This window comes from Saccharothrix sabaoui (assembly GCF_051756985.1).
Classification (GTDB): Bacteria; Actinomycetota; Actinomycetes; order Mycobacteriales; family Pseudonocardiaceae; genus Actinosynnema.
In genome coordinates, this window is sequence record NZ_JBPKJK010000052.1 from 34525 (window position 1) to 54900 (window position 20376).

Genomic DNA, 20376 nt, shown 5'->3' on the forward strand with positions numbered 1-20376 from the left:
GTGAGTTCTTCGTTCGAGCCGACCGGTCGGTATGCCCGAATGAAGAACTCAGGGGTCCTGAGGGTTGGACTCTCGGGACCTGAGCGTTGGACTCTCGGGACCTGGGGGTTGGACTCTCGGGGGTTAGCGGGGGAGGCGGGCGGTGAAGGTGGTGCGGCCGGGGCGGCTGTCGACGCGGACCGCGCCGCCGTGGGCGGCGACCACGGCGGCCACGATGGACAGGCCCAGGCCGGTGCTGCCCGCCGCACGGGAGCGCGACGTGTCGCCCCGGGTGAAGCGCTCGAAGACCTCCGGCTGGAGGTCGTACGGCACGCCGGGGCCGTCGTCGGTCACCGCAACCTCGACGTGCTCGCCCACAGTGGACAGTCGCGTCACGACGGTGGTGCCCGGCGGCGTGTGCGTGCGCGCGTTGGACAGCAGGTTCGCCAGCACCTGGTGCAGCTTGTGCCCGTCACCCGTCACCACCAACGCCTCGGGCGGCAGCTGCAACCGCCACTCGTGCTCCGGCCCGGCGATCCGCGCGTCGCTCACCGAGTCCACCACGATCCGCGACAGGTCGACCGGGTCCCGCGCGAGCGGCCGGCCCGCGTCCAGGCGCGCCAGCAGCAGCAGGTCCTCCACCAGCGACGTCATCCGCACCGCCTCGGACTCCACGCGGCGCATGGCGTGCCCGATCTCCGGCGGCACGGTGTCCTTCGTGCGGCGGGTCAGCTCCGCGTATCCGCGGATCGCCGCCAACGGCGTGCGCAGCTCGTGCCCGGCGTCCGCGACGAACTGCCGCACGCGCGTCTCGCTGGCGTGCCGCGACTCCAGCGCGCTCCCGACGTGGCCGAGCAGCTTGTTCAGCGCCAGGCCGACCTTGCCGACCTCGGTGTCCGCGTTGGTGTCCGCCTCGGGCACGCGCTCCGCCAGCGCCACCTCGCCCTGGTGCAGCGGCAGCCCGGCGACGCGCGTCGCGGTGTCGGCCACCCGGTCCAGCGGTCTGAGCGCGCGCCGCACCACGAACGTCCCGGCCAGGCTCGCCGCCAGCAACCCGGCCAGCGACACCCCGCCGAGGATGAGCCCCAGGCGCAGCACGGTGCCCTCCACGTCGTCCATCGGCAGACCGGTGTAGACGGTCCGGCCCGAGGGCAGGGCGACGGTGACGACCCGGAAGTCCCCGGCGTCGCCCAGCGACACGGTCCGCGGCGGCGAACCCGCGGGCACCGACTCGACGGCGGCGACCTGCTCGTCCACCAGCGCCACGGTCTCGCCGGAGGGGGCGACCAGGCTGCCCCGGAAGGTGCTGCCGGTGTCCTTGATGATCACGATGGTCCCGACGCCGAACCCCGGCCCCTCCAGCGGGTCGTCGGGCCGGCGGTTGCCCGGCGGCGCGAGCTGCGCCCGGATCGCCCGGTCGGCGGTGCCGAACAGCTGCTCGTCGAGCTTGTCGACCAGGAAGTCGCGCAACGCGAACCCGCTGACCACGCCGACGGTCGCGCACACCACGGCGAGCAGGGCCAACTGCCCGACGACGAGCCGCGTGCGCAGCGACCACGTCCTAGGGCGCAGGCTTGAGGACATACCCCGCACCCCGCATCGTGTGGATCATCGGCGTGCGGCCCGCGTCGATCTTCTTGCGCAGGTACGAGATGTACAGCTCGACGATGTTGGCCTGGCCGCCGAAGTCGTAGCTCCACACCCGGTCCAGGATCTGCGCCTTGGACAGCACCCGCCTCGGGTTGCGCATCAGGAACCGCAGCAGCTCGAACTCGGTGGCGGTCAGGTCGACCGACGTGCCGCCGCGGCGCACCTCGCGGGTGTCCTCGTCCAGCACCAGGTCGCCGACGACCAGCTCGGAGCCCGCGGTCGCCCCGGTGACGCCGGTGCGGCGCAGCAGGGCGCGCAGCCGCAGCACGACCTCCTCCAGGCTGAACGGCTTGGTGACGTAGTCGTCGCCGCCCGCCGTGAGCCCGGCGATCCGGTCCTCCACCGCGTCCTTCGCGGTCAGGAACAGCACCGGCAGGGCCGGGAAGTCCGTGCGCAGGCGGCGCAGCACCTCCAGGCCGTCGAAGTCGGGCAGCATCACGTCCAGCACGACCACGTCCGGCCGGAACCCGCGCGCGACGCGCACGGCGGACGTGCCGTCCAGCGCGGTGCGCACCTCCCACTTCTCCATCCGCAGGGCCATGGACATGAGTTCGGCCAGGGTGGACTCGTCGTCCACCACGAGGACCCGCACCGGGCTCCCGTCCGGCCGCCGGATCTCGGGGGAGGTCACCGCGCGCATGCTCCACATCATCGTGCGGGCGCTTGAGCCGCTCCTGTGGCGACCCTGTGTACCACCTGTGAACCGTCCTCGCCGGTCGACGGCGTGCGGGAGGGGCACGGGCGGGTGACGCACAGGCACCGCCCAAGGGCCGCACAGCCCCCGCACAGGCTCGCCCGGGACGGTGGCCGTCATGACTACCGAAACCGAGAACCCGACCTGGGGTGACGAGCCGCCGCCGGGGGCCGCCGCTCCCGGACCGAGCTGGAACGGCCGCAGGACGCTCGTCGCGGTCGCCATCGCCGTGGGCATCGCCGCCGCCGGCGGCGGGGTCATCTACGCCGCGAGCAACTCCGAGGCCGCCCAGCAGGGCATGGGCGGCCCGCGCGGCGCGTACGGGATGCGCGGCGGTCCCGGCTTCACGATCATGGGCGGCCCGTTCGGCGACGCCCAGCACGGCGAGTTCCAGAACGGCGAGGTCACCGGGGTGACCGACTCGTCCATCACGGTCGAGAGCGACGACGGGTTCGTCAAGACCTACCAGGTCGACGACGACACGCAGGTCAACGGCGGTCGGGGCGACCTGGACGACATCGCGGCCGGCGACGCCGTCACCGTGGTGGCGACGGGCTCCACGGCCGACGCGGTCCTGGCGGGCGACGCGGTGCGCGCCGACGGTCGGCAGGGCCGGCAGCAGCCGGGCCAGGACCAACCGCCGGCTGACGGGCAGGACACCCCGCCGACGCGGTAGAAACTACGGCTATGACGCGATTGGCGCTCTCGGCGCTGCTGGCGACCCTGGCCCTGCTCGGCGTCGCGCCCCAGGCGTGGGCGCACACCGACCTGGTGTCCAGCGACCCGGCGAACGGTTCCGCACCGGCCCAGCGGCCCACGCGGCTCACGCTGACGTTCACCGAACCGGTGCCCGCCGAGAGCGCCACCATCACCGTCACCGGCCCTGACGGCAGCGCGTGGCCGTTGGGCGAGGTGGCGGCGCAGGGTGCGACGCTGACCATCCCGATGAAGGACTCCGGCGCGCCCGCCGGGCAGTACTCGGTGACCTGGATGGTGCAGTCGCTGGACGGCGACTTCGTGGACGGGACGTTCGCCTTCACCCTCCCGGCCCCCGCCCAGCCGCCGGCCGCCACGGGCACGCCGGGCGTGCCCGGCACGACCCCGCCCCCGGCCCCGGCGGGGACCACCACCGCCCCGGCCGCCTCGACCACCGGCCAGGTCACGCCCACGACGGACGGGACGGTGGACGCGACGACGGACGGGACGACCGGCGCGCCGACCGCCACGACCGGCGCCGCCACCCCGGCGGGGGAGGGTGGGGAGGGCGGCGGCGTCCCGGTGTGGGTGTGGATCGCCCTGGCCGTGATCCTGGTCGGCCTGGGCGTCGCCATCGCCGCGGGCCGCCGCAAGGGCGGTGAGGGCGACCGGACCCCCACGCCGCCGACCGCCGGTGCCGCGGGAACCGCGGGTGCGGCCGGTGCCGCAGGTGCCGCCGGTGCCACTCCGACGCGGGTGCTGCCCGCCGACGCGCCGACCGAGCGGGTCGACCCGCCGACCGAGCGGGTGGACCCGCCTACCGGGCAACTGCCCGACCCGACTCCCGGCGACCCCACCCCAGGCGACCCGGCGCCCGGCGAGCCGACCCAGCGGTTGACCGGCGAGGCCCCCGACGACCGACCCGGCCCGACCGGCAACGCGACCGGCAAGGCGTGAGCGCGCCACCGCGTCAACGGTCAATGGCTACGGTCACCCCATGACCGGGTCCCCCCTGCCCCGCCGTGCCGTGCTCGCGGGCACCGCCGCGGGCGTCCTCGCTGCCGCCGGGTTCCACGCCGGGACGGCGCAGGCCGCCCCGGACGGGCGGACCGGCGGTCGCCGGTTCACGCTCACCGTCCTCGGCACCACCGACCTGCACGGCAACGTGTTCAACTGGGACTACTTCGCCAACCGCGAGTTCGACGACAGCGCCCACAACGACATCGGCCTGGCGAAGCTGTCCACGCTGGTCAAGGCGGTGCGCGGCGAGCGCGGCGCGCACCGCACCCTGCTGGTCGACGCGGGCGACACCATCCAGGGCACGCCGCTGGCCTACTACTACGCGAAGGTCGAGACGATCGGCCGCCGCAAGGTCCACCCGATGGCCACGGCCATGAACGAGCTGGGCTACGACGCCGCCGCGCTCGGCAACCACGAGTTCAACTACGGCATCCCCCTGCTGCGCGCCTTCGAGAAGCAGCTGGACTTCCCGCTGCTCGCGGCCAACGCGCTGGACGCCGCCACCGGCCGCCCCGCGTTCCGCCCGTACGTGGTGAAGACGGTGTGGCGCACGGGCGCGGCCCCGCTGCGGGTCGGCGTCCTCGGCCTCACCAACCCGGGCATCGCGATCTGGGACAAGGCCCACGTCGAGGGGCGGATGACCTTCCCCGGCGTGCTGGAGCAGGCCCGCGAGTGGGTGCCGAAGGTCAAGCGGGCGGGCGCGGACCTGGTCGTGGTCGCCGCCCACTCGGGCGCGGACCTGTCGTCCTCGCTGGGCGACCTGGTGCCGTTCCCGGAGAACTGCTCGGCGCTGGTCGCCGAGGAGGTGCCGGGCATCGACGCGATCCTGGTCGGCCACGCGCACACCGAGATCGCCCAGCGCTTCGTCACGAACAAGGTCACCGGCCGCCCGGTGCTGCTCACCGAGCCCCTGTTCTGGGGCAAGCGGTTGAGCCTGATGGAGTTCGACCTGGAGTGGACGGCGCGCGGCGGGTGGGCGCTGACCGCCTCGCGCTCCCAGGTGCTCGACACCGCCACGGTCCCCGAGGACGCGGTCATCACCCGCAAGCTGCGCGCCGACCACGACCGGGTCGTCGCGTACGTGAACTCGAAGATCGGCACCTCGCGGTCCGCGATGTCCGCCGCCACCGCGCGCTACGAGGACACCGCCGCGCTGGACTTCGTCAACCGCGTGCAGGGCGAGGCGCTGAAGGCGTCGCTGACCGAGGCGCTGCCGGTGCTGTCGCTGGCCTCGCCGTTCAACCGGGCGGCGGCGATCCCGGCGGGCGACGTGTCGGTGCGCGACGTGGCCGGCCTCTACGCGTTCGACAACACCCTGTTCGGGGTACGACTCACCGGTGCGCAGCTCAAGGACTACCTGGAGCGCTCGGTGAGCTACTTCAAGCCGCTGAACGGTCCCGGCCCGCACGCGCCCGACGCGGTGACCAACGCCGACAACACCCCCGACTACCTGTACGACGTGGCGGCGGGCCTCGACGCGCCGTTGACCTACGACGTCGACCTCGCGAAGCCGGTCGGGCAGCGGGTCACCGGTCTGAGCTACGGCGGCACGCCCGTCGCGGCCGACCAGGCGTTCGCGGTCGCGGTGAACAACTACCGGCAGTCCGGCGGCGGCAACTTCCCGCACGTCGCCACCGCGCCCGTGCTGCACAACCGGCAGCTGGAGATCAGGCAGCTGCTGATCGAGTGGGTGCAGGAGCGCGGCGAGATCGACCCGGCCGAGTTCTCCCGCACCGACTGGCGGCTCGTCGTGGACGGCGTCCCGGTGGTGGTCGCCGGGTGACCAAGCCGCTTCCGGACGTCGTCGGGCCGGGGTTGGACGTGCTGTTCTGCGGCATCAACCCGGGCCTGATGTCGGGTGCCAAGGGGCAGCACTTCGCGCGGCCGGGCAACCGGTTCTGGCCGGCGCTGCACCTGTCGGGCTTCACGCCGCGCCTGTTCACGCCCTCCGAGCAGTTCGAGCTGCTGGAGCACGGCCTGGGCATCACCAACCTGGTCGACCGGCCCACGGCGAAGGCCGACGAGCTGTCGCGCGAGGAGCTGCGGGCCGGCGGGGTGGCGTTGACGGCGCTGGCCGAGCGGTACGCGCCGGAGGTGGTGGCGGTGGTGGGCGTCACGGCCTACCGGACCGCGTTCGACCGCAAGAAGGCCGGGGTCGGCCCCCAGGACGAGCTGGTCGGGCCGTCGCGGCTGTGGGTGCTGCCCAACCCGAGCGGGCTGAACGCGCACTACCGCCTGAGCGACCTGGCCGAGGTGTTCGGGCAGCTGCGCTCAGAGGTGGCGAAGACCGGCTAGCACGCGTTCCAGCAGGGTCAGGTCCGGACCGCCGGGCGCGGACGCGTTGTCGTGCACCGCCACCACGCCCAGCGCGATCAGGTCGCCGAGCAGCACCCGCACCACGCCCAGCGGCACGCTGAGCAGCGCCGACACCTCGGCCACCGAACGCGGGTACCGCGCGCACATCTCCACGATGGACCGCTGCTCGGTGGTCGACTCGCGCATGGCGACGGCGATGCCGTTCTCCTCCAGCGAGACGAGCGTCTCCAGCCTCAGGTCGTAGTCGGACGCGGTGCGCCCGCCCGTCCACGCGTAGGGGCGCACCAGCGGGCCGGAGAACTCCTCGACCGGTTCCGGCTCCGGCGTCGGGGCGGGTCCGCCGCGCGCCACCGGGATCGACGGCCGCGTGGAGTCGTCGAACGGCTCGTCGAACGAACCCCCGAACGGCTCGTCGGACGGTTCCCCGGCCGGCTTCCCGGCCGGCGCGGTCCCCTCCGACCGGTCCTGCTCCTCGTCCAGGGAGCGCCGCAGCGCCGCCGAGCCGAACCGGGCACCGGTGGCCCCGACCTCACCGCGCAGCGACCGCCGCCGGCGGGGCTGCTTGGGCACGTCGACGTCCGGTTCCTCCAGGCTGCGCCGCAGCGCCGACGAGCCGAACCGGGCACCGGTGGTGCCTACCTCGCCGCGCAGGGACCGGCGGCGCTTGCGCTCCCCGCCACCGGTAAACTCCGGGTCCGAGCTGGCTGTGCTCACATTGCGGGAACCGTAGCCGCCTGCGCGCGCGGCGCGTGTCGATCGTGTTTCGAGTCCGTGCAATCCTCGTTAACCGGTGCACGTGCGGGCGCACGTGCGGCCGAGAGGATGATAGGACGATGCGCATCCGCGAGGTCGGGATCTCCGACGACATGATCAGGTTGGGCCAGTTCCTCAAGCTGGCGGACCTGGCGGACAACGGCGCGCACGCCCGTGACCTGGTGGAGTCCGGGCAGGTGACGGTCAACGGCCGGGTGGAGAACCGGCGCGGGGCCCAGTTGGGCGACGGTGACGTGGTGGCCGTCGGCGACGAGAAGGTCCGCCTGGTGACGAACGCGTAGCCGCACCCCGCCGCACTCCCGCGGCCCCGCGCCACCGGGGTGGGGTGGGGCGCGGACCGAGGTGAACCGGCGCTCACCCCCGCCCGTCGCGGACCGCCCCCGGTGGTGTCGCCCAGTGGTGTCCGTCACCCTTGATCGGCCGGCCGGGTGGGAATTGCCCGGCGGCCATCACCGGAAGTGGCGACGCCGTTGCGCCGAATAGCTGCTGCCGGTCTGTGAATGGGTGATCGCGGCCCGCCACGATGCGGTCTCGGAGAAGGGGCGGAAGACCCTTTCCGGACTCATTCCCGGACGACGTCGGCGACGACCGGAAACCCCCTGTAACAGAACGCGGCCGTGCGGCGATAGTGGGGTCCGCTCGTACCCGGCGAGGTCTCCGACCACTGTGTACGGGCACGCTACCGGTTTCCGGCAAGCCTTTCCGGCCCGGACGCCGGTAACCCGAAGTCACCTCGTGATGCTCCTGGGTGTGCGCCGTGTGCCGCACCGGGGAATGTCCGACCGGCCCACGTTCGCCGTGTGTGTAACGCACGTCGGTGCCAAGACGAATCACGGTTTGCCGAGGCGAAAAATCGCCGAGCGCCATTTGCCGTACACCACACGCGGGTCCGTCGGGGATGCCCTGCGAACGTGCACGTCCGAACCGGCTCAACCGGGGGAGTACCACGATGAGCGAGCAGGTCCAGCCCACGCGACGCAGACCGGTCGCGCGGGTCGGCACCACCACCAACCGCACGACCCACCCCACCGTCGACAGCTGGGAACCCGCCTACCGCTACGGCGTCATCGCCGCAGACGTCCTGTGCACCCTGCTGGTCGTCGCCCTGGCGGGCGCCGTGCTGTCCCACTACCACGCCTCCTTCGGCCCGCTGCCGCTGCTCGCCCTCGAGGCGGTCACGGTCGTGGTGGTCATCGGGTCGCTGTTCCTCAACCGGGTGTGGAACACCACGGTGCTGGGCCAGGGCGCGGAGGAGTTCCGCCGCCTCGGCCGGGGCCTGTTCGGCTCCGTCGTCGCGCTGGGCCTGGGCGCGCTGGCGGCCGGGCTGCCCGGCGCCCGCCTGTGGGTGTTCGTCGTGGGACCGGCCGTCGCGCTGGTCGTGTTCCCGGTCCGCTACGCGCTGCGCCGCCCCCTGCACCGGGCCCGCGGCGAGGGCCGCTGCCTGCTGCCGGTGCTGGCCGCCGGCAACGTCGACACCGTCAAGGACCTCATCTCGCGCACCCGCCGCGCCCCGCACCTGGGCTGGCGCGTGGACGCGGTGTGCACCGTGGACGGCCGCGCCGAGATCGGCGTCGAGCTGGAGGGCACGCCCGTCGTCGGCCGGTTCGCCGAGCTGGCCGAGCAGGTCCGCCGCGGCGGCTACCGCGTCGTCGCCGTCACCCCGGACGCCTACTGGACGCCGCGCCGGCTCCAGCAGCTCGCCTGGGACCTGGAGGGCACCGGCACCGAGATGGTCGTCGCGCCCGCCCTGATGGACTTCGCCGGACCGCGCCTGCACGTCACCGGCGTGCTGGGGATGCCGCTGCTGCGCGTCTCCGAGCCGTCGTTCACCGGCGTGCGCCGCATGGTCAAGGCGACCGTGGACAAGATCGGCGCGTTCCTCCTGCTGAGCCTGCTCGCGCCGGTGCTGCTGGCGGTCGCCGTGGCGATCATGGTCGACACCCGCGGCCCGGTGCTCTACAAGCAGCGCCGCGTCGGCAAGGACGGCGCGCACTTCACGATCCTGAAGTTCCGCACCATGGTCACCAACGCCGACGCCCTGCGCGCCAAGCTCCAGGCGGTCAACGAGGGCGCGGGCGTGCTGTTCAAGATGAAGCGCGACCCCCGCGTCACCGCGGTCGGCCGCGTCCTGCGGCGGTACTCGATGGACGAGCTGCCGCAGCTGCTCAACGTGCTCACCGGCGCCATGTCGCTGGTCGGCCCCCGGCCGCCGCTGCCGGAGGAGAGCGCGAAGTACGGCCCCGACATGCGTCGCCGGCTGCTGGTCAAGCCGGGCCTGACCGGCCTGTGGCAGGTCTCCGGCCGCAGCGACCTGTCGTGGGAGGAGTCCGTGCGGCTCGACCTGCGCTACGTCGAGGACTGGTCGCTCGCCCTGGACGCGCTGATCCTGTGGAAGACCTTCCGCGCCGTCTTCGGTGGGCAGGGGGCCTACTGAAGTGGTGGCCGAGAGAATGGGGAACGAGATGGACCAGCCGATCGGCATCGCCGTCATCGGCGCCGGCTACTGGGGACCGAACCTGGTGCGCAACGCCCAGGCCACCCCGGGGCTGAAGCTGCGCTACCTGTGCGACCTGGACACCGAGCGGGCCCGCCGCGTGCTGGGCGACTACTCGACCGTCCGCGTGTCGGGTTCGCTCGACGACGTGCTGGCCGACCCGGCGGTCGACGCGGTGGCCATCGCCACCCCGGCCGCGACCCACCTGCCCGTCGCCCTGGCCGCGCTGCGCGCCGGGAAGCACGTGCTGGTGGAGAAGCCGCTGGCGGCGGGCTACGCCGAGGGCCTGGAGCTGGTCCGCGAGGCCGAGGAGCGGGGCCTGACCCTGATGCTCGACCACACGTTCGTCTACACGCCGACCGTGCAGCACCTGCGGCACCTGGTGCGCTCCGGCGAGCTGGGCACCGTGCAGTACCTGGACTCGGTGCGCATCAACCTCGGGCTCGTGCAGCCCGACGTGGACGTGTTCTGGGACCTCGCGCCGCACGACCTGTCGATCTTCGACGCGATCCTGCCCGACGACGTGCGCGTCACCCGCGTGTCGGCGCACGGATCGGACCCGATCGGCGCGGGCCGCGCGTGCGTCGGCCACCTCACGCTGGAGCTGTCCGACGGCGTGCTGGCCCACGTGCACGTGAACTGGCTGTCGCCGACCAAGATCCGCACCATGATCGTCGGCGGTTCCCGCCGCACCGTCGTGTGGGACGACCTCAACGCCGTGCAGCGCCTCTCCGTGCACGACCGGGGCGCGGACCGCATCGAGAGCGACGAGGACCGCCACCAGGCGATCATCTCCTACCGCCGGGGCGACACCGTCGCGCCCGCGCTGCCGGAGAAGGAGGCGCTGCGCGGCGTCATGGCCGAGTTCGCGGCGTCCATCACGGAGAAGCGCGCACCGCTCACCGACGGCTGGTCGGGCCTGCGGGTCCTCGCCATCCTCGAAGCGGCCTCCGCCAGCCTCGCCGCCGGCGGGGAGTTCGTCACCGTCGGCCGGACCACCGGCCTCGCGGCCGTCTGAAGAAGCACCGGAAGGAACAGGCATCATGTCGGAAGCGGCTCAGCCGATCAGCGGGCAGCGGGCCCTCGTCACCGGAGGGGCGGGCACCATCGGCTCCGCGGTGGTCGACCAGTTGCTCGCCGCCGGGGCCGCCGAGGTGGTCGTGCTGGACAACTTCGTGCGCGGCCGTCGGGAGAACCTGGCCGACGCCACCGCCGCCGCGGGGGACCGGCTCACCGTCGTCGACGGCGACATCAACGACCGCGACCTGGTCGGCCGCCTCACGCAGGGCGTCGACCTGGTGTTCCACCTGGCCGCCATCCGCATCACGCAGTGCGCCGAGGAACCCCGGCTCGCGCTGGAGGCCCTGGTCGACGGCACGTTCACGGTGGTCGAGGCCGCCGCCGCGGCGAACGTGAAGAAGGTGATCGCCTCCTCGTCCGCGTCGGTCTACGGCCTGGCCGAGGAGTTCCCGACCACCGAGCGGCACCACCCGTACAACAACGACACGTTCTACGGCGCGGCCAAGGCCTTCAACGAGGGCATGCTGCGCAGCTTCAAGGCGATGTACGACCTGGACTACGTGGCGCTGCGCTACTTCAACGTCTACGGCCCGCGGATGGACGCCCACGGCAAGTACACCGAGGTGCTGATCCGCTGGATGGAGCGCATCGCCGAGGGCGAGTCGCCGCTGATCTTCGGCGACGGCGCGCAGACCATGGACTTCGTCCACGTGCACGACATCGCGCGCGCCAACGTGCTGGCCGCGAAGGCGCCGGTCACCGACGCCGTCTACAACATCGCGAGCGCCCAGGAGACCAGCCTCAGGGAGCTGGCGCTGGCGCTGCTGTCCGCGATGGACTCCGACCTGCCGCTGGAGCACGGTCCGGAGCGCGCGGTCAACGGCGTCACGCGCCGCCTGGCCGACATCTCCGCCGCCGCCCGCGACCTGGGCTGGAAGCCGGAGATCGGCCTGGTGGACGGCCTGCGCGAGCTGGTCGCCTGGTGGGTCGGCCTGGGCGACGGCGCCGCCGAGGCGGTGCGATGATCCCGGTCATGAAGCCCTGGCTCGGCCAGGAGGAGGCGGACGCCGCCGCGGCGGCCGTGCTCTCCGGCTGGGTCGCGCAGGGGCCCAAGGTGGCCGCGTTCGAGGACGCGTTCGCCCGCCGGGTCGCCGCGCTGCACGCGGTCGCGGTGTCGTCGTGCACGACCGCGCTGCACGTGGCGCTGCACCTGCTCGACGTCGGCCCCGGCGACGAGGTCGTCGTGCCGTCGCTGTCGTTCATCGCGACCGCCAACGCGGTCCGCTACTGCGGTGCCACGCCGGTGTTCGCCGACGTGGACGCGGAGACCGGGAACCTGTCGGCGGCCACCGTCGGGCAGGTGCTCACCGGCCGCACCAAGGCCGTCATCCTGGTCCACCAGGGCGGCGTGCCCGCGGACGTGGAGGCGCTGCGCGCGCTCTGCGACCCGAAGGGCGTCACCGTGGTCGAGGACGCGGCCTGCGCGGCCGGGTCCACCTACCGCGGCGTGCCGGTCGGCGCGGACGCGGCGATGGCCGCCTGGTCGTTCCACCCGCGCAAGCTGATCACCACCGGCGAGGGCGGGATGCTCACCACGAACCGCGAGGAGTGGGCGGTCCGGGGCAGGCGGCTGCGCGAGCACGGCATGAGCGTGAGCGCGGCGGAGCGGCACTCCGGTGGCGGGGCGGTGGTCGAGAGCTACCTGGAGACCGCGTTCAACTACCGCATGACGGACATCCAGGCCGCCGTCGGCCTGGTGCAGCTGGGCAAGCTGGACGCGATCGTGCGGCGCCGGCGCGAGCTGGCGGCGCGCTACCACGAGCTGCTCGCCGAGGCGTTCGGCCAGGACGGCCCGGACCTGCGCGCCGTGCGCGACCCCGCGCACGGGACCACCAACTACCAGTCGTTCTGGGTGATGCTGCCCGAGGGGGCGGCGCCGGGCCGCAACGAGGTCCTGGCCAGGCTCGCCGCGCGGGGGGTGTCGGCGCGCCGGGGGATCATGGCCGCCCACCTGGAACCCGCGTACGCGGGCCACCCGCACGTCGACCTGCCGGTGACGGAGGCGTTCACCGGTCGGTCGCTGATCCTCCCGCTCTACCACGACATGACGGCCGCGGAGCAGGACACCGTGGTCGAGGAGCTGCGCGCGGCGCTGGCCCTGCCCCTGGTGTCGCACTAGCAAGGTCGACGACCACCCACACGACACCCCCGGCGGCGGGCGCCCATCACCGCCCGCCGCCGGGGCGTGTCGCATAGCGGCTACTGCCCGTGACCGCCCACCGAGGTGGGCCGGTTCTCGGCGGTGAGTCCGCTTCCCCTGTGGTGTAACGCGTAACAGGACTCGCACGACGATCGGAGCAACAGCGCTCCGCTGGTCGGGGCAGTGCCGACGCGGTCACGCCCAGTGAACAGGCCGCTTTGTCCGAAAGGTGAACTCCCATGACCGCCGATGCGACGCGGGCGAGACCCGCGCTTGCGGTGCACCTGCTGCGACTACTGGTGGTGACCGCCCTCGTGGCCTCGACGGTGGTCGTCGTCTCGGTGCTGCGCGCACCCGAGGCCGTCGCCGCGCCGTGCGACGCGCCCGTGGTCAACAAGGTGGCGTGCGAGAACACCCTGACGGGCACCCCGGACTGGCAGGTCGGCTACCGCGACGAGGCGATCCTGGGCTTCACCACGGACATCAGCGTCAACCCCGGTGGCCGGGTCGACTTCAAGATGCTGACCGCCGGCACGAACTACCACCTCGACATCTACCGCCTCGGCTACTACGGCGGCGTCGGCGCGCGCTTCAAGCAGCGGGTCGACCCCGACAGGCTGACGAACCAGCCGCTGTGCAAGCGCGGCACGGACGGCAGCGCGCTCATCGACTGCGGCAACTGGGAGGTGTCGGCGCACTGGAACGTGCCGACGAACGCCGTCTCCGGCCTCTACTACGCGCGGGCCGTCCGCGACGACGGCAGCGGCGCGGAGAACGAGATCGTCTTCGTCGTGCGCGACGACTCCAGCACCTCCAAGGTCCTGTTCCAGACCTCGGACTCCACCTGGGTGGCCTACAACCGCTACGGCGGCAACAGCCTCTACTTCGGCGACGGCCCCGGCCAGGGCGGCCAGGCGTACAAGGTCAGCTACAACCGCCCGTACACCGGCGGCGACGGCGACGACAACTTCATCTTCAACGCCGAGTACCCGATGCTGCGCTTCATGGAGGCCAACGGGTACGACGTCAGCTACACCACCGACGCCGACTCGGCCCGCCGCGGGCACCTGATCAAGAACCACAAGGTGTTCATGGCCGTCGGCCACGACGAGTACTGGTCCAACGAGCAGCGCGCCAACGTCGAGGCCGCCCGTGACGCCGGCGTGCACATGGCGTTCCTGACCGGCAACGAGATCTTCTGGAAGCACCGGTGGGAGAAGTCCATCGACGACTCCCGGACCGACTGGCGCACGATCGCCTGCTACAAGGAGACCAAGGGCACCCAGAACGACAACCTGGCCGACTGGACCGGCACCTGGCGCGACCCGCGCTACAGCCCGGCGCAGGACGGCGGACGGCCGGAGAACGCCCTGCTGGGCAACATCTTCACCGTCAACGGCCGCCGCGAGGACTCCCTCCAGGTGCCCGCCGCGTACGGCAAGATGCGGCTGTGGCGGCACACGTCGCTGCAGAACATGAGCGCCGGCTCCACCTACACCTTCCAGCCGGGCACCCTCGGCTACGAGTGGAACTCGGTGGAGGACAACGGCTTCCAGCCGCCGGGCGTGGCGCAGCTCTCGCGCACCACGGTCACCATGGACGACGGCCCGTACGTGCTCCAGAACCACGGCGACCTCTACACGCCGGACACCAAGACCCACGCCATCACCTACTACAAGCACCCCAGCGGCGCCCTCGTGTTCGGCGCGGGCACGGTGCAGTGGGCGTGGGGCGTGGACGACGAGCACGCGTTCCTCACCAACACGCCGACCTCCGACATCCGGATGAAGCAGGCCACGGTCAACTTCCTGGCCGACATGGGCGTGCAGGCGACCACCCTCCAGCCGGGCCTGGTGCAGGCGACCGCCACCGGTGACGCCGCCGCGCCGACGGTGGCGTTCACCTCCGTCCCGCCGGTGTCGTCGGTCGGCACCCCCTACGCGTTCGCCGGCACGGTGGCCGACGCCGCCGGCCGGGTCGCGGGCGTCGAGGTGTCCACCGACGGCGGCACCCGCTGGCACCCGGCGGTGTGGCAGGCCGGGCAGACCTCGTGGAGCTACACCTACACGCCGGGGAAGTCCGGTCCCGCGAGCCTGCGGGTCCGCGCGGTCGACGACTCGCTCAACCTGTCCACCCCCGTCGTCGCCACCCCGGGCGTCACCGCCCGCACCTGCCCGTGCGGCCTGTTCACGAACAACGACGTGCCCGACACCGCGGACAGCGGCGACCCGTCGCCGCTGGAGCTGGGCGTGAAGTGGCGCGCCAACAGCGACGGCTACGTGCGCGGCGTGAAGTTCTACAAGGGGCCCGGCAACACCGGCACGCACACCGGCACGCTGTGGTCCTCCACCGGTCAGGTGATGGCGACCGGCACGTTCCAGGACGAGACGGTGACCGGCTGGCAGACCCTGGTGTTCGCGCAACCCGTCGCGGTCACCGGCGGTACCACCTACGTCGTGTCGTACTTCGCGCCCAAGGGGCACTACTCCTACGACCTGGAGTACTTCTTCCAGCAGGAGCGCCACCTGGAGCCGATGACCGGCCTCAAGAACGGCGTGGACGGCGTCAACGGCCTGTTCCGGTTCGGCTCGACGGGCTTCCCGACGCAGTCGCACTGGGGCAGCAACTACTGGGTCGACGTCGTGTGGGCGCCGGACCCCGGCCCCGACCTGCGCGCGCCGCTGCTGGTGTCGAACAACCCGCTCAGCGGCGAGGGCACGGTGTCGCTCACGCCGGCCGTCTCCGGCACCTACGACGAGGTCATCGCACCCGGGTCCGCGCAGTTCACGGTCACCGGCCCGAGCGGCGCGGTGTCCGGCTCGACCGCGCTGTCCAACGGGGACAAGACGGTCGCGTTCACGCCGAGCGCGCCGCTGACCCCGAACACCTCCTACACCGCGGCCCTGCGCGTCAAGGACGCGGCGGGCAACCAGACCGTGCAGACGACCTGGACGTTCACCACCGGCGCGACCCGGCCGGCCACCTGCCCGTGCACGGTCTGGGACGACTTCGCCCGGCCCGCCACGTACACCGCCGACGACACCACCCCGATCGAGGTGGGCACCAAGGTCCGCTTCAACGGCAAGGGCGAGGTGCTGGGCATCCGCTTCTTCAAGGGCGCGGGCAACAGCGGCACGCACACCGGCACCCTGTGGTCGTCCACCGGCCTGATCATGGCCACCGGCACGTTCCAGGACGAGACCGCCGCCGGCTGGCAGAAGCTGACGTTCGCCTCGCCGGTCCAGGTGCAGGCGAACACCACCTACATCGTGTCGTACTACGCGCCCAACGGCCGCTACTCGGTCACGCCCGGCGGGTTCGCCGGCGTGGGCGCGAGCTACGCGGGCCTGCGGGCCCTGGCCGACGGCGTGGACGGCCCCAACGGCGTCTACCGCTACGGCGCGGGCGGCGGGTTCCCCGAGTCGACCTACAACGCGACGAACTACTGGGTCGACGTCGTCTACCGCAACGGCCTCAACGGCGACACCACCCCGCCGACCATGACCGCCCGGTCGCCGGGCGTGGACGCCACCGGCGTGGCCGCGACCGCCCCGCTCACCGCGACGTTCACCGAGGCCCTCGACCCGGCGTCCGCGCAGATCTTCCTGGCCGACCCGCGCGGCGCGAAGCTCACCGGCTCGCTGTCGCTGTCCGGCGACCAGAGGACCGTCACCTGGACGCCGTCGGCGAAGCTGGTCGCGAACACCCGCTACACGGCGAGCGTGCTGATCGCCGACGCCAACGGCAACCCGCTGCCGGAGCCGGTGACGTGGTCGTTCACCACGTCCCCGACGGTGATCTGCCCGTGCTCGCTGTTCAGCCCCGCCACCGTGCCGACCGTCCCGGCGGCGGCCGACAGCGGCACCTTCGAGCTGGGCGTCCGGTTCACCCCGACCGCGGGTGGCCAGATCACCGGCGTGAAGTTCTACAAGGGCGCGGGCAACACCGGCACCCACACCGGCACCCTGTGGTCCCCGACCGGTCAGGTGATGGCGACCGGCGCGTTCCAGAACGAGACGGCGACCGGCTGGCAGACGCTGGTCTTCGCCGCACCGGTCTACGTGCAGACGGGCGTCACCTACACCGCCTCGTACACCACGACCGCCGGCCGGTACTCGGTGGACGCCGGGTACTTCAGCGGCTACTCGGTGGCCTCCGGGCCGCTGAGCGCGCCGGCCGCGGGCGACGGCGGCAACGGCGTCTACCGCTCCGGCACCGGCCACCCGACGAACTCCTACGGCGGCGGCAACTACTGGGTCGACGTCGTCTACCTGCCCAACACCGACAACACGCCGCCGGTGGTCACCGAGCGCACGCCGCTGGCGAACGCCACCGGGGTGTCCCGGACCTCGCCGCTGACCGCGGCGTTCGACGAACCGGTCGACCTCGGCTCGGCCCAGTTCACCCTGGTCGACGCCGGCGGCGCGAAGCTCGCGGGCGCGCTGACCCTGTCGGCGAGCCAGCAGCAGGTGACGTGGACGCCGGCCGCGCCCCTGGGCGGCGGGACGACGTACACGGCGAGCCTGCGGATCGCGGACGTCTACGGCAACCTGATGGCCGCGCCGACCACCTGGTCGTTCACCACGACGACCGCGGGCGCCTGCCCGTGCTCGCTGTTCAGCGCGGCCACCGTGCCGACGGTCCAGTCGGCCGACGAGGGCGACCCCTTCGAGCTGGGCGTGCGGTTCGTGCCCTCGGCGAACGGGACGGTCACCGGCGTGAAGTTCTTCAAGGGCGCGGGCAACACCGGCACGCACACCGGCACGCTGTGGTCGGCGACCGGCCAGGTGATGGCGACCGGCACGTTCCAGAACGAGACGGCGACCGGCTGGCAGACCCTCGTGTTCAGCCAACCGGTCCTGGTCAACGCGGGGACGAGCTACGTGGCCTCCTACACCGCCCCGAACGGCCACTACTCGGTCGACACCGGGTACTTCATGGGCAACTCGGTGACCGCGCCGCCGCTGAGCGCCCCGGCCTCCGTCGAGGGCGCGCCGAACGGGCTCTTCAAGGCGGGCACGGGCTTCCCGGAGCAGTCCTACTCGGGCGGCAACTACTGGGTCGACGTCGTGTTCACCACCGGATGAGCACGACACCACGACCCCTGCTGCTGGTGGGCGGCGGCGGACTGGCCCGCGAGGTCCTCGCGGCCGTCCGCCTCCTCCCGGAGCGGTGGCGACCCGTCGGCGCGCTGGACGACGACCCGGCGCGGCGCGGCGCGGACCTGGACGGCCTGCCGGTCATCGGCGGGTCGGACCTGGTGCACGAGATGACCGACGCGGCGGTGCTGGTGTGCGTGGCGAACGCGCACCGGCCCCGCGGCCGGCTGGGCGTGGTGGCCCGGCTCGGCCTGCCGGAGGACCGGTACGCGTCCGTGGTGCACCCGGCGGCCTCGGTGGCCGCCGGCGCGGTGGTGGGACCGGGGACGGTCCTGCTCGCCGGAGCGGTGGTGACGACACCGCTGCGCCTGGGGGCGCACGTCGTCGCCATGCCGCACGTGCTGGTCACGCACGACGACGAGGTGGGCGACGGCGTCACGTTCGCCGGCCGCGCGTCGCTCGGCGGGTCGGTGCGCGTGGGTGAGGGCGCCTACCTCGGACAGGGCTCGGCGGTCCGGGAGGGCGTGTCGATCGGCGCGGGCGCGGTGGTGGGCATGGGCTCGGTGGTGCTCACGGACGTGCCCGCGGGTGAGGTCTGGGCGGGGAACCCCGCCCGGAGGCTGCGAGAGGGGAACGGTTCGTGATCGACATCCCGCTGGTCGACCTGGGTGCCCAGCACGAGCAGGTGGCCGACGAGGTCGCCGAGGGCTGGGCGGAGGTCCTCAGGACCACCGCGTTCATCGGGGGGCGGCAGGTCGCCGCCTTCGAGGCGGAGTTCGCCGCCTACCAGGGCGTCGCCCACTGCGTCGGCGTCGGCAACGGCACCGACGCCCTGGAACTGGCGCTGCGCGCCCTGGACGTGGGTCCCGGCGACGAGTGCGTCGTGCCCGCCAACACGTTCATCGCCACCGCCGAGGCGGTCGCCCGGACCGGTGCCACGCCGGTGCTCGTGGACTGCGCGGCCGACACCGGGCTCCTCGACACCTCGCTGGTGGCCGACGCGCTGTCGCCGCGCACCAAGGCGCTGCTGCCGGTGCACCTGTACGGCCAGGCCGCCCCGGTGGAGGAGCTGAGGGCGTTCGGCGTGCCGATCGTCGAGGACGCGGCGCAGGCGCAGGGCGCGCGGCGGCACGACGTGCCCGTGGGCGGTCTCGGCGACCTCGCCGCGACCAGCTTCTACCCCGGCAAGAACCTCGGCGCCTACGGCGACGGCGGGGCCGTGCTCACCTCGTCCGCGTCGTTGGCCGAAGCCGTGCGGCTGCTCAGCCAGCATGGGTCGCCGCGCAAGTACGAGCACACCGTGCTCGGCTTCAACAGCCGCCTCGACACGCTCCAGGCCGTGGTGCTGTCCGCGAAGCTGCGCCGCCTGGAGGGCTGGAACGCGGCCCGCCGCGCCGCCGCCGACCGGTACACCGGGCTGCTGGCCGGCGTGGACGGCGTGACCACGCCCGTCGTGCTGGACGGCAACCTGCCCGTGTGGCACCTGTACGTGGTGCGCGTCGCCGAGCGCGACCGGGTGCTCAAGGCCCTGCACGCGGCGGGCGTCGGCGCGGGCATCCACTACCCGACCCCGGTCCACCTGACCGGCGCGTTCGAGAACCTGGGCCACGCGCCCGGCGACTTCCCGGTGGCCGAGGCCGCGGCGGGGGAGATCCTGTCGCTGCCGCTGTTCCCGGAGATCACGCCCGCCCAGCAGGAGCGGGTCGTCGAGGCGCTGGCGGAGGCCGTGCGGTGAACGTCTTCGTCCACCCCAAGGGGTTGTGCGAGAGCGACGAGGTGGGCGACGGCACGCGCGTGTGGGCGTTCGCGCACGTGCTGCCGGGCGCCCGCGTCGGCCGCGACTGCAACATCTGCGACGGTGCCTTCGTGGAGGGCCGCGCCGTGCTGGGCGACCGGGTGACGGTGAAGAACGGCACCCTCGTGTACGACGGCGTGACGTGCGAGGACGAGGTGTTCCTCGGCCCCAACGTGCTGTTCACCAACGACCTGCGCCCGCGCGCGGCGATCAAGCGGGGCGGCGACGAGCTGCTGACCACGCTGGTGCGGCGGGGCGCGACGCTCGGCGCGGGCACCGTCGTGGTGTGCGGCGTCGAGATCGGCGAGCACGCCTTCGCGGCGGCCGGGTCCGTGGTGACGAAGGACGTGCCGGCGCACGCGTTCGTCGCCGGCAACCCGGCCCGCCACAAGGGCTGGGTGTGCGCCTGCGGGCAGCGCCTGGACGCGTCGCTGACGTGCCCCGACTGCGGCGACCGCTACGCCGAGGACGACAAGGGCCTCACCCGGGCCTGAGCCGCGACGCGCCGCCGGTGCAACGCCGGCGGCCGTTCGCGGGTGTACGGGTGTCCGCCGACAGAGGAGAACCCGTGGGCAAGGTCACCGGCAAGGTCGTCTTCGAGGACGACGAGGGTGAGAAGAGCCAGGTGCCGTTCGGCAC

Annotated in this window: 16 protein-coding genes; 13 read left to right on the forward strand and 3 right to left on the reverse strand. The window is 73.0% G+C overall.

The window, feature by feature from the left end; genetic code table 11:
* Positions 1 to 123: 123 nt before the first annotated feature.
* Positions 124 to 1563, reverse strand: coding sequence for a sensor histidine kinase (locus tag ACR807_RS18310; protein WP_438922544.1), 1440 nt, complete (start codon positions 1561 to 1563; stop codon positions 124 to 126).
* Complete coding sequence (locus tag ACR807_RS18315; RefSeq protein ID WP_438922559.1) at positions 1541 to 2278, reverse strand: response regulator transcription factor; 738 nt, start codon at positions 2276 to 2278, stop codon at positions 1541 to 1543. The genes ACR807_RS18310 and ACR807_RS18315 overlap by 23 nt, the downstream gene beginning before the upstream one ends.
* Before the next feature lie 163 nt (positions 2279 to 2441).
* Between ACR807_RS18315 and ACR807_RS18320 the strand changes: the two genes are divergently transcribed.
* From ACR807_RS18320 to mug, 4 genes are read left to right on the forward strand one after another with little or no spacing between them, the layout of a single operon-like run.
* Positions 2442 to 2999 carry a hypothetical protein gene (locus ACR807_RS18320; protein ID WP_438922545.1) on the forward strand — a complete coding sequence of 186 codons (558 nt, stop codon included), beginning with the start codon at positions 2442 to 2444 and terminating at the stop codon, positions 2997 to 2999.
* Between the two features lie 11 nt (positions 3000 to 3010).
* Positions 3011 to 3976: a copper resistance CopC family protein gene (locus tag ACR807_RS18325; protein ID WP_438922546.1), complete on the forward strand. Its 966-nt coding sequence runs from the start codon at positions 3011 to 3013 to the stop codon at positions 3974 to 3976.
* A 40-nt stretch (positions 3977 to 4016) separates the two neighbouring features.
* Positions 4017 to 5822 (forward strand): bifunctional metallophosphatase/5'-nucleotidase, encoded by a 1806-nt coding sequence (locus ACR807_RS18330; RefSeq protein ID WP_438922547.1) that lies wholly within the window; start codon positions 4017 to 4019, stop codon positions 5820 to 5822.
* On the forward strand, positions 5819 to 6334 hold the full coding sequence (gene mug / locus ACR807_RS18335; RefSeq protein ID WP_438922548.1) for a G/U mismatch-specific DNA glycosylase: 516 nt from the start codon (positions 5819 to 5821) through the stop codon (positions 6332 to 6334). The genes ACR807_RS18330 and mug overlap by 4 nt, the downstream gene beginning before the upstream one ends.
* On the opposite strand, the gene ACR807_RS18340 is transcribed toward mug, so the two are convergent.
* Entirely contained in the window at positions 6311 to 7069 is a 759-nt protein-coding gene (locus ACR807_RS18340; RefSeq protein WP_438922549.1) for a DUF742 domain-containing protein, read from the reverse strand. The two genes, mug and ACR807_RS18340, sit on opposite strands and share 24 nt — an antisense overlap.
* 119 nt (positions 7070 to 7188) lie before the next feature.
* Between ACR807_RS18340 and ACR807_RS18345 the strand changes: the two genes are divergently transcribed.
* The 9 genes from ACR807_RS18345 (at position 7189) to ACR807_RS18385 (ending at position 20231) form a co-directional block, all read left to right on the forward strand.
* On the forward strand, positions 7189 to 7410 hold the full coding sequence (locus ACR807_RS18345) for an RNA-binding S4 domain-containing protein (protein WP_438922550.1): 222 nt from the start codon (positions 7189 to 7191) through the stop codon (positions 7408 to 7410).
* Positions 7411 to 8078: 668 nt separating this feature from the next.
* Positions 8079 to 9563, forward strand: a complete 1485-nt coding sequence (locus tag ACR807_RS18350; protein WP_438922551.1) for a sugar transferase — start codon at positions 8079 to 8081, stop codon at positions 9561 to 9563.
* Between the two features lie 16 nt (positions 9564 to 9579).
* Positions 9580 to 10641 carry a Gfo/Idh/MocA family protein gene (locus ACR807_RS18355; protein WP_438922552.1) on the forward strand — a complete coding sequence of 354 codons (1062 nt, stop codon included), beginning with the start codon at positions 9580 to 9582 and terminating at the stop codon, positions 10639 to 10641.
* Positions 10642 to 10666: 25 nt separating this feature from the next.
* The gene (locus ACR807_RS18360; protein WP_438922553.1) at positions 10667 to 11668 is read left to right on the forward strand and encodes an SDR family NAD(P)-dependent oxidoreductase; all 1002 of its coding nucleotides are present in this window, start codon (positions 10667 to 10669) and stop codon (positions 11666 to 11668) included.
* Positions 11669 to 11676: 8 nt separating this feature from the next.
* The gene (locus ACR807_RS18365) at positions 11677 to 12822 is read left to right on the forward strand and encodes a DegT/DnrJ/EryC1/StrS family aminotransferase (RefSeq protein ID WP_438922554.1); all 1146 of its coding nucleotides are present in this window, start codon (positions 11677 to 11679) and stop codon (positions 12820 to 12822) included.
* A gap of 260 nt (positions 12823 to 13082) precedes the next feature.
* Complete coding sequence (locus ACR807_RS18370; RefSeq protein ID WP_438922555.1) at positions 13083 to 17930, forward strand: DUF4082 domain-containing protein; 4848 nt, start codon at positions 13083 to 13085, stop codon at positions 17928 to 17930.
* Complete coding sequence (locus ACR807_RS18375; protein WP_438922556.1) at positions 17927 to 18586, forward strand: NeuD/PglB/VioB family sugar acetyltransferase; 660 nt, start codon at positions 17927 to 17929, stop codon at positions 18584 to 18586. The genes ACR807_RS18370 and ACR807_RS18375 overlap by 4 nt, the downstream gene beginning before the upstream one ends.
* Positions 18586 to 19677, forward strand: coding sequence for a DegT/DnrJ/EryC1/StrS family aminotransferase (locus tag ACR807_RS18380; RefSeq protein WP_438922560.1), 1092 nt, complete (start codon positions 18586 to 18588; stop codon positions 19675 to 19677). The genes ACR807_RS18375 and ACR807_RS18380 overlap by 1 nt, the downstream gene beginning before the upstream one ends.
* Entirely contained in the window at positions 19674 to 20231 is a 558-nt protein-coding gene (locus ACR807_RS18385) for an acyltransferase (RefSeq protein ID WP_438922557.1), read from the forward strand. Before ACR807_RS18380 ends, ACR807_RS18385 begins: the two co-directional genes overlap by 4 nt.
* Positions 20232 to 20376: the final 145 nt, after the last annotated feature.

What these genes read in the sequence shown, in the direction of transcription:
- ACR807_RS18310 (WP_438922544.1), bottom strand. Translation starts at nt 1,563, where the DNA reads ATGTCCTCAAGCCTGCGCCCTAGGACGTGGTCGCTGCGCACGCGGCTC.
- ACR807_RS18315 (WP_438922559.1), bottom strand. Translation starts at nt 2,278, where the DNA reads ATGTGGAGCATGCGCGCGGTGACCTCCCCCGAGATCCGGCGGCCGGAC.
- ACR807_RS18320 (WP_438922545.1), top strand. Translation starts at nt 2,442, where the DNA reads ATGACTACCGAAACCGAGAACCCGACCTGGGGTGACGAGCCGCCGCCG.
- ACR807_RS18325 (WP_438922546.1), top strand. Translation starts at nt 3,011, where the DNA reads ATGACGCGATTGGCGCTCTCGGCGCTGCTGGCGACCCTGGCCCTGCTC.
- ACR807_RS18330 (WP_438922547.1), top strand. Translation starts at nt 4,017, where the DNA reads ATGACCGGGTCCCCCCTGCCCCGCCGTGCCGTGCTCGCGGGCACCGCC.
- ACR807_RS18345 (WP_438922550.1), top strand. Translation starts at nt 7,189, where the DNA reads ATGCGCATCCGCGAGGTCGGGATCTCCGACGACATGATCAGGTTGGGC.
- ACR807_RS18350 (WP_438922551.1), top strand. Translation starts at nt 8,079, where the DNA reads ATGAGCGAGCAGGTCCAGCCCACGCGACGCAGACCGGTCGCGCGGGTC.
- ACR807_RS18355 (WP_438922552.1), top strand. Translation starts at nt 9,580, where the DNA reads ATGGGGAACGAGATGGACCAGCCGATCGGCATCGCCGTCATCGGCGCC.
- ACR807_RS18360 (WP_438922553.1), top strand. Translation starts at nt 10,667, where the DNA reads ATGTCGGAAGCGGCTCAGCCGATCAGCGGGCAGCGGGCCCTCGTCACC.
- ACR807_RS18365 (WP_438922554.1), top strand. Translation starts at nt 11,677, where the DNA reads ATGAAGCCCTGGCTCGGCCAGGAGGAGGCGGACGCCGCCGCGGCGGCC.
- ACR807_RS18370 (WP_438922555.1), top strand. Translation starts at nt 13,083, where the DNA reads ATGACCGCCGATGCGACGCGGGCGAGACCCGCGCTTGCGGTGCACCTG.
- ACR807_RS18375 (WP_438922556.1), top strand. Translation starts at nt 17,927, where the DNA reads ATGAGCACGACACCACGACCCCTGCTGCTGGTGGGCGGCGGCGGACTG.